Raw genomic sequence first — 13,175 nt, 5'->3', positions numbered from 1 at the left:
CCGATCCGGTTTCCGGGAGAAACAGACGTGCATCACGCATCCCTGACCAAGAACCTGACGCATCTTGAGCGTCTGGAAGCAGAAGCAATTCATATCTTTCGCGAGGTTGCCGCGACCTTCTCCAATCCGGTTATGCTATATTCGGTGGGCAAGGACTCGTCGGTGATGCTGCATCTGGCGATGAAGGCATTCTATCCTGCGCCACCGCCATTTCCTTTCCTGCATGTCGATACGACATGGAAATTCCGCGAGATGATCGAGTTTCGCGATGCGCAAGCCCGCGATAAGGGCTTTGAGCTGCTGGTGCATATCAATGAAGACGGCGTGCGCGATGGTGTTGGCCCCTTCTCCCATGGCTCCAATGTTCACACCCATGTTATGAAAACGGTGGGACTGAGACAGGCACTTGATAAATACAAGTTCGATGCTGCTTTCGGTGGCGCCCGCCGAGATGAAGAAAAATCCCGCGCCAAGGAGCGCATTTTTTCGTTCCGCAATGCACAGCACGGCTGGGACCCTAAGAACCAGCGTCCTGAAATGTGGAGGGTCTATAATACGAGGGTTTCAGCTGGTGAATCGATCCGCGTCTTTCCGCTCTCCAACTGGACCGAGCTGGATATCTGGCAGTATATCCTGCAGGAAAATATCCCGATTGTGCCGCTCTATTTCGCCGCGAACCGTCCTGTGGTTGAGCGCGATGGCATGCTGATCAAGGTCGATGACGACCGCATGACGCTTCGTCCCGGTGAAAAGGTGGAAGAACGCCTGGTGCGCTTCCGCACACTCGGTTGCTACCCGCTCACTGGCGCGATTGAATCAAGCGCCACCAATCTGTCCGATATTGTCGAAGAAATGCTGATCGCCCGCACATCCGAGCGTCAGGGCCGCGCCATTGACCGCGATGAGGCTGGTTCAATGGAAAAGAAGAAGCGGGAGGGCTATTTCTGATGAACGCCGTACTAAAGCCCTCTGTAACAAGTGCAGCCGTCAGCGATTTTCTGGCCGATCAGGAGCGCAAAACGCTTCTGCGCTTTCTCACTTGCGGCTCCGTTGATGACGGTAAGTCCACGCTGATCGGTCGCCTTCTTTACGATACCAAGTTGATTTTTGAAGACCAGCTTGCGACGCTGAAGAACGACAGTCGCAAGTTCGGCACGACCGAAGATGATTTTGACTTTGCCCTGCTGGTTGATGGTCTCGAGGCAGAGCGCGAGCAGGGCATCACCATTGATGTCGCTTATCGCTTTTTCTCAACGCCACGCCGCAAATTCATCGTAGCTGACACGCCCGGCCATGCACAGTATACGCGCAACATGGCAACTGGCGCATCGACTGCCGATCTTGCTGTTGTGCTGATCGATGCACGTCAGGGCGTGCTGACACAGACGCGTCGTCACTCCTTCATCGCTTCGCTCTTAGGCATTCGGCATATTGTGGTGGCCGTCAACAAGATCGATCTGGTTGATTTCTCACAAGAAGCCTTTGACGGAATTGTCGCTGATTATATGAGCTTCGCCAAAGAATTAGGCTTTGCGAGCATCCAGGCCATTCCGCTTTCGGCACGCTACGGGGATAATGTTACCAGCCTGTCTCCACGTATCGATTGGTATGAAGGGCCATATCTGCTTGAACATCTGGAAACGGTGCGGATTGATACGGAAGCGAATGCCAGGCCATTTCGCTTGCCCGTACAATATGTAAACCGGCCTAATCTCGATTTTCGCGGTTTTTCCGGGACCATTGCTTCTGGTGTAATCGCACAAGGCGACACAGTTGTTGTCGCAAAGTCGGGCAAGCAATCGAAGATCAAACGCATCGCCACTTATGATGGGGATTTACCGCGTGCTTCCGAAGGACAGGCGGTAACTCTGGTTCTCGAAGACGAGATCGAGGTCTCTCGCGGTAACATGCTTGTGGGAGCTGAGGCACGCCCAGAAGTGGCCGACCGTTTCAGCGCGAATGTGGTCTGGTTTGGCGAAGAGGCTTTGCTGCCGGGCCGTTCCTATCTCCTGCGTACCGAAACGGACCAAACACCGGTCACGATCAACGAGATCAAGTACCGCACTGACGTCAACACATTCGCGCAGGAAGACGTTACACAACTGGATCTGAACGAGGTTGGCTTCTGCCATCTTCAGACGGCGGATCAGATTATATTTGATCCTTATGCGGATAACCGCGTGACGGGCGCTTTCGTGCTGATTGACCGTCTCACCAATGCAACTGTTGGTGCCGGCATGATCGATAGTGCGCTGCGTCAGGCGACCAATGTGCATCTGCAGGCTTTTGATCTCGACAAGCAGGCGCGTGCTGCGCAAAAATTCCAGAAGCCTGCCGTGCTTTGGTTCACGGGGCTTTCAGCATCTGGAAAGTCCACGATCGCCAACCGGCTCGAACAACGGCTTCACGCGCTCGGCAAACATACCTATTTGCTCGATGGCGATAATGTGCGTCATGGTCTCAATAGCGATCTCGGCTTTTCCGACGAAGATAGGGCGGAAAATATCCGCCGTGTTGGTGAAGTGGCGGGGCTGATGGCCGATGCTGGGCTGATTACGCTGGTATCGTTCATTTCGCCGTTCCGCTCTGAACGGGATCGCGTGCGTTCACGGCTGCCGGAAGGTGAGTTCATCGAAATCTTTGTCGACACACCGATTGAGGAATGCATGGCGCGTGATCCGAAGGGGCTTTATGCGCAGGCACTGCGAGGCGAGATCAAAGCCTTTACGGGTATCGATTCTCCTTATGAAACACCGCTTTCACCCGAGTTACATCTCAACACCGCAGGTCGTGACATTGACGAACTCGTCGCAGAGGTGGAAAAGTATCTGGCCGAACGTGGTGTTATCGGCAGCTATGGCAGCGATTCCTGGTCGATTTGAGAAAATGAAGATATCCGCCTCTCCAAAAGCTGATCTTGACGGCCAGGCACTTCTTGCCGTTTTGCAAGAGGCGACGCTTGAGGCCGGGCGCGTGATCATGAAGCATTATACCGACGGATGTGCGGTGAGTGCCAAGAAGGATCAGTCCCCGGTCACTGAGGCGGATCATGCGGCTGAAGCCATTATTCTCTCCGCGCTCGCTTCTGTTGCCTCCAATATTCCGGTGGTGGCAGAAGAAGAAGCGGCTGCAGGGCGCTTGCCTGCGCATCTGGGACGGAAATTCCTGCTGATCGATCCACTGGATGGAACGAGGGAGTTTCTACTGCGCAATGGCGACTTCACAGTGAATATCGCGCTTATAGAAGACGGCGCACCTGTGGCTGGTCTGGTCTATGCGCCGGTGCGCAATCTTCTCTATGTGGGAAGCCCTGATGGTGCTGTTGAAATTGTAACGAGTTTTGACCATATCGCCAAAAGCCAACGATCGATTAAGGCGCGCATCGCTCCTGCGAAGCGCGTCGTGGTGTGCAGCCGGTCTCATATTACAACGGAGACAGAGCAGTTTCTGAAGGCCAACCAGATCGGCGATAGTGTTTCCGTAGGGTCTTCGCTCAAATTTTGCATGATTGCGCGCGGTGAAGCCGATTTATATCCCCGCTTTGGCCCGACAATGGAGTGGGATACGGCGGCTGGTGACGCAGTACTTCGCGCGGCTGGCGGAATGACGACCACATTTGATACGCTTCCACTGACTTACGGTCAACGGTCCGATGGCACGGTGCAAAGCTTCGCCAATCCCGATTTTGTCGCTTATGGCGCAGGGACAGCCCCTGTTTTTGCTTAAACTAAAGCATTTCCAGCAAAAGTGGGAACCGGTTTTGCGTTCGGAAATGCGTAAAGACAAATAGTTACAGCGGTTTCAACGATTCAATATTAACTGGAACCGCTGTAAGCGGCATCAAAGCCCCTCTGTGCAACTGATAAGTCGGCTAATCGGGCATGTCTTCAAAAGACTGGAAAAAAAGCGCATACGCCCCTTGCGACTTGAAAACGGCAGCGCTATAAGCCGCTTCACGGTCGGGCTTAAGAGTCACGATTATATGGACACGGAGCGTAGCGCAGCCTGGTAGCGCATCTGGTTTGGGACCAGAGGGTCGGAGGTTCGAATCCTCTCGCTCCGACCATTTTCTTCTTAATTAATATTCCAAAACAATATTTATGCGAAACCGGGGAAACTACTTCGTTTTGCCAAAGACGGACATTCGCATGAACTCGCCATCATATTCGGCGATTTCAACCAGTCTTTGCCTGTCGAGAATTTCAACCTTATACGATCTGAACATCACGAGCCCTTCTTCGCGCAACTCACGCATCATGCGATTGAGATGAATGGGGGTCAGGCCCAGGGCGTCCGCGAGCTGATACTGTGTGAGTGGACAATAAAATGAGTCTGGCTCACCCATTCCGCAGGATTTGACGCGATCTGAAAGCTCCAGCAAAAGATGCGCCGTGCGGACAAATGCGCTTCGGCAGCCAACATTCGTCAGGTGTTCAATGAGCATCGAACGCTGCCGCGAAAGAAGCTCAATGAAAATCATGCTCAGTCTGGGAATCTGCCAGATTGTTTTTTCCAGCGATGTTAGCGGTATTTCATAAACCGACATCGGTGTGATCGTCTTGATCGTATTGTAGCTGTAACCGTCAGCGGTTCTCAGCCCAACAAAGTCACATCGCATGGGAAAGTCGATGATTTGGCGTTCGCCACTCGAAAGATCGCGATAAACGCATCCCCAGCCTGAACGCACCAGATGAATACTTCTTATACGAGCGCCCTGATCAATGATGACGGCATCAGCAGGATAACTGCTCTCGGAAATGACGAGAGACTGCAAAGCTTGTTTTTCTTGCGTGTTTAATTTGGCCAGAATTGGAGGAGACTCCAATAAGCTAACCAAGCCGTCGATCAGTAGGGCGGTGGTGTTCAGGTTACCACTATGCATTTGCTGCCTATGCCCAACGAAAGTTATAGAATTTATAACTTTCTGTTCCCGAAGTCGTTCTAATGGTGACTACATTTTTTTATAAAGCGCTAACATAAGTTAATGACACGTTTATTTGACGATAGCAATATTTAGACCAGTCTTCACCGGGGTTGGCAATAAAAATCCTAATAAACTAGCGCAGTTTTTAGCATGACTAGTGTTTTGCGTCGAATGCAAACCTGAGTAACAGGGGAAACTAAGCAATGTTGGAAGTTAGAGAACAGTACTTATGGGCGACACCTGATGGCAGCGGCGATGGAGTTTCTATTGCTATAGGTGAGCGAACAAAAGACAGAGGATATTCGGCCGGTTTGCCTGTGCAGAGTGAGCCACATTTAATGCTCGTCTGTAAAAGCAATCTGGAGCGGGAGTGCCTCTTCAACGGACTAATGATGAACGGACTTAAACTGCCCGTCGTTAGCTATGCATCTATCGATAAGAACATGGCGTTGAATGGTGCAATCGTTATCCTCATGCATATCGGCTCAAAACGTCTCGCCGATCCGTTTTTTTCCGATGAGGTGGAGGCTGCGGTAAAGGCATGGCATCCGATACCGCTCGTACTCCTTGCCGAACGTGAGGAGTGGTCGCAGGTTTTGCGTGCGATGGAGATTGGAGCGCGCGGCTACATTCCGACATCGGTCGATATCAAGATTTGCGTGGAGGCCATTCATCTTGCCTTGGCGGGTGGGATGTATGTGCCAGCTTCGATGCTGATGAAACCGCCGCCGGAGGACTTGAGCGATGATGTATTGGGCGAGTTATTGACGGTACGCGAGATTGAAGTCGTTCATGCAATCCGAGTGGGTAAGTCCAACAAGATCATTGCGTTTGAACTTGGTATGAGTGAAGGCACAGTAAAGGCGCATGTTCATAACATTATGAGAAAGATCGGTGCCGCCAACCGCACCGAAGTCGCTTGCAAGCTGCACAAAATGTACGGCAATAAATTCAGCGAGGAATGAAATTATCCGCATGCATACTGATACACTCTGGAAAATTTGAAGCGTCGGACTGAAAACTCAGCCGGCGCTTCTTAGTTTTTGATGCATCTATACGGTATTCGGAAAAGATGCTCGTTAAAACAAACAGTGAGAGCGAAACGCGCTCTGAGTAAAAGGGTAGGGGCAGATTTGCACCTGCCCCTACAGAATGAGAGTGGGTATCCTTTGAGGGGACTCTCATTCTTTTCTGAGCGAGAGTAAACGCGATGACCTCCCGCTGCAGTCTTTCGGTTAGGTTGATTTCAAGCTCCGTTTGAATCCTCTGCGAAAACCTGCTGCGCACGTAACAGCCCTAACTCCAATCAGCGACGAAGGCTGATGCTGCCAGATGATCCTCCGGATGTCGTGCCAAAGGCAGAACCTGCGGAACTGCCACCGAGAAACCCGGTTCCGGATTGGGCCGTAGCTGCCGACTGGCCGCCTGAGCCGGATGTAAAGTAGCCCGAACCAATGCCGCCGCTGCCGCCGTAATGACCCATTTTGCTACCCATGCCACCGCCTATGCCAAGGACCGTGCCTTTGCCTTCTGCCCAGCCAGTGGTTGCGGCCTGGCCAGCAGCGGTGGAACCTGCGCCGAATGCAAAGCCGCCCGTCACTGCCGAGCCTGCGCCGCTGGCGCCACCAAAGCTGCCATTCCAGTTTACGGTTTGCGCGGCTGCAGGCAGAGCGCCAGCCGCGAGAAGTGCGATAGAAGCAATAATGATTTTCTTCACGATGAAACTCCTCCTGTTTTTGACCGACATGTGTCCAAAGCGAATAGCCGAGGGGTGTCGGAGTTAGACCACTAGAGCGAGCATCGGCCCAAAAAATTGATTTTGAGCCGATGCTCTGAGCCGCCGCCCCGGCTTTACATGAGCGGTCCGGGGCAGTGCCATGCCCGGCTGTTGCTCGATGTATTACGCAGAACACATCCCTTGGCGCGCAACTGGTCTGAACTCAGGCCAAGGGCTTTTGCAGAATAAGTACGCTTACGGCCAGTTGCTTGTGGTAGTGGCGTAGTACCAGTTGCACTTGCAGGAATTGACGCTGGCTCTTCGTTAGAGACAGATGCCAAAAGTGGTGCCTGCTTTACTTGACGCGGCGCGGATGCGGAGCGAGCTCCCTGTGAAGGGCAGAACACACCTGTCGCATTGAGGGATGCTCTGACTTCCTTGTTGAGGCAAATCAGATCAAGTGCCGCCCCGTTTTGCCCCATGCCCAGAAGTGCTGCCGCATAGGCGCGCCGATTACATTCACGCATTTCATATGTACTGCCGATGCCGAGGCCCCAGCCTGTAGCTCCGACGCCGACACTCGCCGAACCTGCACAAGAATGCACGCCCGCTGCCACAAGTCCCGGTGCAAAGGCCGGAACGGTGGTTTTGATTTTGTCTGGCGAGTTGTTACCTCCGCCAACAGCGATAGCTGTGGCGCCGGCCTGAGCCGACGAGTTTGTGTTGTTATCTACATTCACGGTTTGAGCGAACACACTTCCTCCGAAGAGAAGAAGTGTGCCAGACAAGCAAAGGATACCCAGTTTAGACATAGCTAACCCCTTCCACTTTTTACTTTGTATTTTGATGCTTTTATTATGATAGAGGCGCCAATATTATTTATTTTGTTATTTCCATTTTACGCACGAAAAGGATTATTTCGATATTATGAAAATTCGTAGGCTTGTGAATATAAATGTTGTGTTATTTTTTACCTACAACGTGTAAGTGGTTTATTATTATTAATCTTTATTGCTATCGTTCGGATATTTTCAAATCGCCAATTATGACGTTAGTTTTGCTTCTAAACGAAAGTTTATAGCTAGCGATTGCGATTGCAGGACTATGTTGGGAGGGGAACGCGCAAAAGCTGGTTGCCTTCAAATGAGAAGCGAGAATTTCTGCCTCGTGAGGTCGCTTTCCGGCTGATGTGTCATCAAGCGGTTGCTTTCTCTTGCAAAACAGCGAAATTACGAACTAAAAGCATGTCGCGGAAAAGTGGGAACCGGTTTTCCGATAACGGCATGCGTGAAAATAAAGAGACAGAGCGAGCGCGTTGGGTATGATCAAAAGCGACTCGCTCTAGTTAGAACAATTCCATCGCCGGGCACAAAATGCAGCTTACTCCTCGCCACAATGCAATTCTGGATATCGCTCGCCGACACGGGCAGGTGCTGGTCGATGATCTGGCAGCCGCGTTCGATGTGACACCACAAACTGTGCGCAAGGATCTCAATGATCTCTGCAAGGCGCGTTTGCTGCGGCGCATTCATGGCGGCGCACTCTACCCATCCGGGGTTGAGAACATGGAATATGAGGCGCGCCGCCGTATCGCAGCACATGAGAAGGAGCTGATCGGGCGGGCGGCTGCTGAAATGATCCCCGATGGCGCATCGCTGTTTATCAATATTGGCACGACGACCGAGGCTGTCAGTCACGCGCTCATAGACCACAATCACCTGATGGTCATCACCAACAATATCAATGTCGCCAACACGCTGCGTGTCTATCCCGAAATAGAGGTCGTTATTGCTGGCGGTGTCGTTCGTGCCTCCGACGGTGGTATTGTGGGTGAAGCGGCGGTTGATTTCATCCGTCAGTTCAAGGTCGATTATGCGATCATTGGTGCCTCAGCGATGGATGAAGATGGTGCTCTGCTCGATTTCGATTTCCGCGAAGTGAAAGTCGCTCAGGCTATCATCGCCAATGCACGCCACGTGATTCTTGTGACCGACTCAACAAAGCTCGAACGAACAGCGCCAGTACGACTTGGTCATATATCGCAGGTCCATACCTTCATCACTGACCGTTGTCCGTCACAGCAATTGCGCGATTTGTGCCGCGAAAACGAGGTCGAACTCATCGAAACCGCCGAGCAAGCCTCTGCTGAAGAGAAAGAATCGTAGTTTCGTTTCATTTTCGTTTTGCTTTCGTATGAAATGAATTATATTCGCTTTGGTGGTTGGAGAAGGTCTTCAGGGTTCGCCATGGCGCAGAATAAAATATTCGACATTTTCGTAATCGGTGGCGGCATCAACGGATGCGGCATTGCAAGAGACGCCGTGGGGCGTGGCTTCTCTGTTGGTCTTGCCGAGATGAACGATCTGGCAAGTGGCACCTCGTCGCGCGCCACCAAGCTCATTCATGGTGGTTTGCGCTATCTGGAGCATTACGAGTTCCGTCTGGTGCGCGAAGCGCTGATGGAGCGCGAAGTGCTGTGGGCCAATGCGCCGCATCTCATTCATCCGATGCGCTTTGTGCTGCCTTTTCACAAGGGCGGCGTGCGTCCGGCCTGGCTTTTGCGTCTTGGTCTGTTTCTGTACGACCATCTGGGTGGTCGCAAGAAACTGCCTGCGACGCGCACGCTCGACATGCGAACCGACCCGTCTAGCGCACCATTGAAGCCACTTTTCACCAAGGCTTTCGAATATTCGGATTGCTGGGTGGATGATGCTCGTTTCACCGCCCTGACTGCACGTGACGCCGCCGATCGTGGAGCGATGATCCGCACACGAACCAAGGTCGTATCCGCGCGCCGTGACCATGAAGCATGGACTGTGACGCTGGAAAATATCGACACTGGCGGGCGCGAAGAGGTTCGTGCGCGTCTGCTGGTCAATGCCGCCGGCCCATGGGCCGATAAAGTATTGCAGGGCGTTGAGGGCGATCGGCAACTGCACAATGTGCGTCTGGTTCAGGGCAGCCATATCGTGGTGCGCAAAAAGTTCTCCGATCCGCGTTCCTATTTCTTCCAGAACAATGACGGACGTATCATCTTTGCCATCCCCTACGAGGACGATTTTACGCTGATCGGCACCACTGATCAGGACTATAAGGGCGACCCGGCCAAAGTTGCGATCAGTGACAGGGAAACCGATTATCTCTGCGCTTGTGCCAGTGAATATTTCAAGGAGCCAGTGCGCCTTGAGGATATTGTCTGGACCTATTCCGGTGTGCGCCCGCTTTATGATGACGGCGCAAGCAAGGCGCAGGAAGCAACCCGCGATTATGTGTTGAAAGAAGATGCCCCTCAGGATGCCGCTCCGCTGATCAACGTGTTTGGTGGCAAGCTGACCACGGCTCGCAGGCTAGCCGAGCATATGCTTGAGAAGATCGAGCATCGTTTAGGCAAAAAAGGTGCATCATGGACCCATGCAGCACCTCTGCCGGGTGGCGATTTTGAGGCAACGTCCTTTGATCGTGAGCTTGAAAAGCTGAAAGCGGCCTATCCGTTTCTTTCGTCCACTCATGCGCGTCGTTTGTTCAGGCTCTATGGAACGCGAGCACACGTACTGCTTGGCAAGGCGAGTTCGCTGGCTGATCTCGGGCGGCATTTTGGTGCCGATCTCTACGAAGCAGAAGTGCGCTATCTCGTTGAGAATGAGTGGGCACATACGGCACAAGATATTTTATGGCGGCGCACAAAACTTGGCCTGCGAATGAACGCGATAGAGGTTTCTGCTCTTGAGACTTTCGTTCAACCAGTGAAGGCTGCTTAATCCCTGACTTGCAACGCTTGATATAAAAAGTCATTATCTTCCGGCAGGCGGTTTCCAGCCTTTCTGGGAGGAAAACATGGGTGCACCGCAAGACAGAATTCATGCTGACCGCATCCAGTCCGCTATCGATACGGGTGGTGCGGCCCGCTCGGCTCTCGTCGCGTCATGGCGGCGATCAGCACAGTTGCATGGACTGGACCCGGCGGAGCTTGGTGCCGTCCAGACGCTTTCTGACGGCGAATTTCGCAATGTGCGTGAGCGTATGGAGCGTGTCGTCAATATAGCCCAAGCGAGCATGGATCGCCTTTATATGGCGGTTGGCGGTGTTGGTTGCTGTGTGCTTCTCGCTGACAGTGACGGCGTGCCGGTTGAGCGACGGGGTGCTGCAGGCGATGATGATACATTCTACGAGTGGGGTCTGTGGACCGGTGCCGTGTGGAGCGAAGCTGTCGAAGGCACCAACGGGATTGGAACCTGCATCGCCGAACAACGTGCGCTGACCATCCATCGCGATCAACATTTTCACACTCGAAACATAGGCCTTTCCTGCACGGTTGCGCCGATCCACGACCATCAGGGTCGGCTGATGGCAGCGCTTGATGTCTCATCATGCCGCAGCGATCTGACTGAGGCCTTTGTTCAACTGATTTCCGTCGCGGTTATTGATGCGGCTCGCCGGATAGAGGCTGAAAACTTCCGTCAGGCTTTTCCTCAGGCACGCATAATGCTGGCTCCAAGTGCTGATCGCACCGGCGGTGCGCTGATCGCAGTCGACAAGGATGATCTGGTGATTGGTGCGACAAGGGCTGCAAGGCTTTCTCTCGGTCTTACCGATGAAACCCTTTCGGCAGCACTTCCGGCTGCTGACATTTTGGGTTGGAATGCGGATCCGCGAGAGGATATGGCGGAGTCTGAAAGAAGCGTTATCCTGCGGGCCATTGCGCGTTCAGATGGCAATGTTTCCTCCGCTGCCAAGCTTCTTGGTATCAGCCGTGCCACGCTTCACCGTAAGCTCAATCGCCTGAAAATCATTCGTCCGAACTAGAATCTTCATTCGGTTTTCCAATGTGTCTCATTATTGAGACACATTGATCCTGCATAGTCATCGGTGTGGATGACTCCTCCCAAGAGCCGCGCCATCTTGAATTAAGAAACGCCGTAGGAGCGGCGTTGTCTTTGGGAGGAATGTCATGAACAAGGTAGAATTTCATCGCTCCGTAAAGCCGGAGTTTGCCAAACGCTATGGCAATTTCATTGGCGGCAAATGGGTTGAACCCAAGTCTGGCCGCTATTTCGAAAACACATCCCCAGTCAATGGCCAGGTTCTGTGCGAAGTTGCACGTTCTGATGCGGCCGATGTTGATGCGGCTCTTGATGCGGCACACGCAGCCAAGGATGCATGGGGCAGAACCAGCCCTGCTGAGCGTGCCGTTATCCTTAACAAGATCGCAGACCGCATCGAGGCAAATCTGCCGAAACTCGCAGCCGCTGAAACATGGGACAACGGCAAGCCGATCCGCGAAACCACAAATGCGGATCTGCCACTTGCTATTGATCACTTCCGTTATTTTGCCGGTGCAATCCGTGCGCAGGAAGGCGGAATTTCGGAAATCGACCACGACACGGTCGCTTACCATTTCCACGAGCCGCTCGGTGTCGTCGGCCAGATTATTCCGTGGAACTTCCCAATTCTTATGGCTGTGTGGAAGCTGGCGCCAGCACTTGCTGCCGGTAACTGCGTGGTGCTGAAGCCAGCAGAACAGACACCTGCATCCATCCTCGTGCTGATGGAGATCATTGGTGATCTTCTGCCTGCGGGCGTGCTCAACGTAGTCAATGGTTTCGGTCTGGAAGCTGGCAAGCCACTGGCATCGAGCCCGCGTATAGCCAAGATCGCCTTTACCGGTGAAACGACGACCGGTCGTCTCATCATGCAATATGCCAGCCAGAATCTTATCCCGGTTACGCTGGAACTGGGCGGCAAGTCGCCAAACATCTTCTTCTCCGACGTCACTGCGGAAGATGACGATTTCTTCGACAAGGCTATCGAAGGCTTTGTCATGTTCGCGCTTAATCAGGGCGAAGTCTGCACCTGTCCAAGCCGCGCGCTGATTCATGAAAAAATCTATGACAAGTTCATGGAACGCGCTTTGAAGCGTGTCGAGGCAATCGTTCAGGGTGATCCTCTTGATCCGGCAACCATGATCGGTGCGCAGGCATCCAGCGAACAGCTGGAAAAAATCCTGAGCTATATCGATATCGGCAAGCAGGAAGGTGCAGAAGTGTTGACCGGCGGTGGACGCAATGAGCTCGCCGGTGATCTGGCAGGCGGCTATTACGTCAAGCCGACCGTCTTCAAAGGCACCAACAAGATGCGGATTTTCCAGGAGGAAATCTTCGGTCCTGTTGTTTCGGTCACGACCTTTAAGGACGATGCCGAAGCGCTCGCGATTGCCAATGACACACTTTATGGTCTTGGCGCAGGTGTATGGACGCGTGACGGTACGCGCGCTTATCGCTTTGGTCGTGCCATTCAGGCAGGCCGAGTCTGGACAAATTGCTACCACGCCTATCCGGCCCATGCGGCGTTCGGTGGCTATAAGCAGTCGGGTATCGGTCGTGAAAACCACCTCAAGATGCTCGACCATTACCAGCAGACCAAAAACATGCTGGTGAGCTACAGCCCGAAGAAGCTCGGCTTCTTCTAAAAAGTAAAGGCGGTTCGTGGCTTTCACGCCTCGAGCCGCCGCCTATCCTTGCAGTTTCATCGGTACAG

At 52.9% G+C, this 13,175-nt stretch carries 11 protein-coding genes and 1 tRNA gene; 9 read left to right on the top strand and 3 right to left on the bottom strand.

The genetic code is table 11. The annotated features are described in order from the left end of the window. Positions 1 to 27: 27 nt before the first annotated feature. From cysD to QBD00_RS04090, 4 genes are all read left to right on the top strand, one after another. Positions 28 to 948: a sulfate adenylyltransferase subunit CysD gene (cysD, locus tag QBD00_RS04105; RefSeq protein WP_264230558.1), complete on the top strand. Its 921-nt coding sequence runs from the start codon at positions 28 to 30 to the stop codon at positions 946 to 948. Then, a complete protein-coding gene (gene cysN / locus QBD00_RS04100) occupies positions 948 to 2,882 on the top strand; it encodes a sulfate adenylyltransferase subunit CysN (RefSeq protein ID WP_318578718.1) in 1,935 nt (644 codons plus the stop codon). Before cysD ends, cysN begins: the two co-directional genes overlap by 1 nt. A 4-nt stretch (positions 2,883 to 2,886) precedes the next feature. Further along, a complete protein-coding gene (gene cysQ, locus QBD00_RS04095; RefSeq protein ID WP_318578717.1) occupies positions 2,887 to 3,726 on the top strand; it encodes a 3'(2'),5'-bisphosphate nucleotidase CysQ in 840 nt (279 codons plus the stop codon). Between the two features lie 263 nt (positions 3,727 to 3,989). Then, positions 3,990 to 4,066, top strand: a tRNA-Pro gene (locus QBD00_RS04090). A gap of 51 nt (positions 4,067 to 4,117) precedes the next feature. Here the strand turns inward: QBD00_RS04090 and QBD00_RS04085 are convergent. Beyond that, the gene (locus tag QBD00_RS04085) at positions 4,118 to 4,882 is read right to left on the bottom strand and encodes a Crp/Fnr family transcriptional regulator (protein WP_095445940.1); all 765 of its coding nucleotides are present in this window, start codon (positions 4,880 to 4,882) and stop codon (positions 4,118 to 4,120) included. A 245-nt stretch (positions 4,883 to 5,127) separates the two neighbouring features. Between QBD00_RS04085 and QBD00_RS04080 the strand changes: the two genes are divergently transcribed. Next, positions 5,128 to 5,889 carry a helix-turn-helix transcriptional regulator gene (locus QBD00_RS04080; protein WP_151094739.1) on the top strand — a complete coding sequence of 254 codons (762 nt, stop codon included), beginning with the start codon at positions 5,128 to 5,130 and terminating at the stop codon, positions 5,887 to 5,889. A 341-nt stretch (positions 5,890 to 6,230) separates the two neighbouring features. Here the strand turns inward: QBD00_RS04080 and QBD00_RS04075 are convergent, their stop codons facing one another. Further along, positions 6,231 to 6,641 (bottom strand): hypothetical protein, encoded by a 411-nt coding sequence (locus tag QBD00_RS04075; RefSeq protein ID WP_095445942.1) that lies wholly within the window; start codon positions 6,639 to 6,641, stop codon positions 6,231 to 6,233. A 134-nt stretch (positions 6,642 to 6,775) separates the two neighbouring features. Further along, the gene (locus QBD00_RS04070; protein WP_318578716.1) at positions 6,776 to 7,453 is read right to left on the bottom strand and encodes a hypothetical protein; all 678 of its coding nucleotides are present in this window, start codon (positions 7,451 to 7,453) and stop codon (positions 6,776 to 6,778) included. Between the two features lie 561 nt (positions 7,454 to 8,014). Between QBD00_RS04070 and QBD00_RS04065 the strand changes: the two genes are divergently transcribed. The 4 genes from QBD00_RS04065 to adh all read left to right on the top strand — a co-directional run bounded on the left by QBD00_RS04065 (position 8,015) and on the right by adh (position 13,107). Further along, positions 8,015 to 8,806, top strand: coding sequence for a DeoR/GlpR family DNA-binding transcription regulator (locus QBD00_RS04065; RefSeq protein ID WP_318578715.1), 792 nt, complete (start codon positions 8,015 to 8,017; stop codon positions 8,804 to 8,806). Positions 8,807 to 8,887: 81 nt separating this feature from the next. Then, positions 8,888 to 10,399 carry a glycerol-3-phosphate dehydrogenase gene (gene glpD, locus QBD00_RS04060; protein WP_318578714.1) on the top strand — a complete coding sequence of 504 codons (1,512 nt, stop codon included), beginning with the start codon at positions 8,888 to 8,890 and terminating at the stop codon, positions 10,397 to 10,399. A gap of 76 nt (positions 10,400 to 10,475) precedes the next feature. Next, entirely contained in the window at positions 10,476 to 11,444 is a 969-nt protein-coding gene (locus QBD00_RS04055) for a GAF domain-containing protein (protein ID WP_264230563.1), read from the top strand. 145 nt (positions 11,445 to 11,589) lie between these two features. Beyond that, positions 11,590 to 13,107 carry an aldehyde dehydrogenase gene (adh, locus tag QBD00_RS04050; RefSeq protein WP_095445947.1) on the top strand — a complete coding sequence of 506 codons (1,518 nt, stop codon included), beginning with the start codon at positions 11,590 to 11,592 and terminating at the stop codon, positions 13,105 to 13,107. Positions 13,108 to 13,175: the final 68 nt, after the last annotated feature.

It is taken from the genome of Ochrobactrum sp. AN78, assembly GCF_029909885.1.
Lineage (GTDB): Bacteria > Pseudomonadota > Alphaproteobacteria > Rhizobiales > Rhizobiaceae > Brucella > Brucella quorumnocens.
Note: the sequence above shows the minus strand (reverse complement) of the source record. Positions and strands in the feature narration are given on the sequence as shown.

What these genes read in the sequence shown, in the direction of transcription:
- cysN (WP_318578718.1), top strand. Translation starts at nt 948, where the DNA reads ATGAACGCCGTACTAAAGCCCTCTGTAACAAGTGCAGCCGTCAGCGAT.
- cysQ (WP_318578717.1), top strand. Translation starts at nt 2,887, where the DNA reads ATGAAGATATCCGCCTCTCCAAAAGCTGATCTTGACGGCCAGGCACTT.
- QBD00_RS04085 (WP_095445940.1), bottom strand. Translation starts at nt 4,882, where the DNA reads ATGCATAGTGGTAACCTGAACACCACCGCCCTACTGATCGACGGCTTG.
- QBD00_RS04080 (WP_151094739.1), top strand. Translation starts at nt 5,128, where the DNA reads ATGTTGGAAGTTAGAGAACAGTACTTATGGGCGACACCTGATGGCAGC.
- QBD00_RS04070 (WP_318578716.1), bottom strand. Translation starts at nt 7,453, where the DNA reads ATGTCTAAACTGGGTATCCTTTGCTTGTCTGGCACACTTCTTCTCTTC.
- QBD00_RS04065 (WP_318578715.1), top strand. Translation starts at nt 8,015, where the DNA reads ATGCAGCTTACTCCTCGCCACAATGCAATTCTGGATATCGCTCGCCGA.
- glpD (WP_318578714.1), top strand. Translation starts at nt 8,888, where the DNA reads ATGGCGCAGAATAAAATATTCGACATTTTCGTAATCGGTGGCGGCATC.
- QBD00_RS04055 (WP_264230563.1), top strand. Translation starts at nt 10,476, where the DNA reads ATGGGTGCACCGCAAGACAGAATTCATGCTGACCGCATCCAGTCCGCT.
- adh (WP_095445947.1), top strand. Translation starts at nt 11,590, where the DNA reads ATGAACAAGGTAGAATTTCATCGCTCCGTAAAGCCGGAGTTTGCCAAA.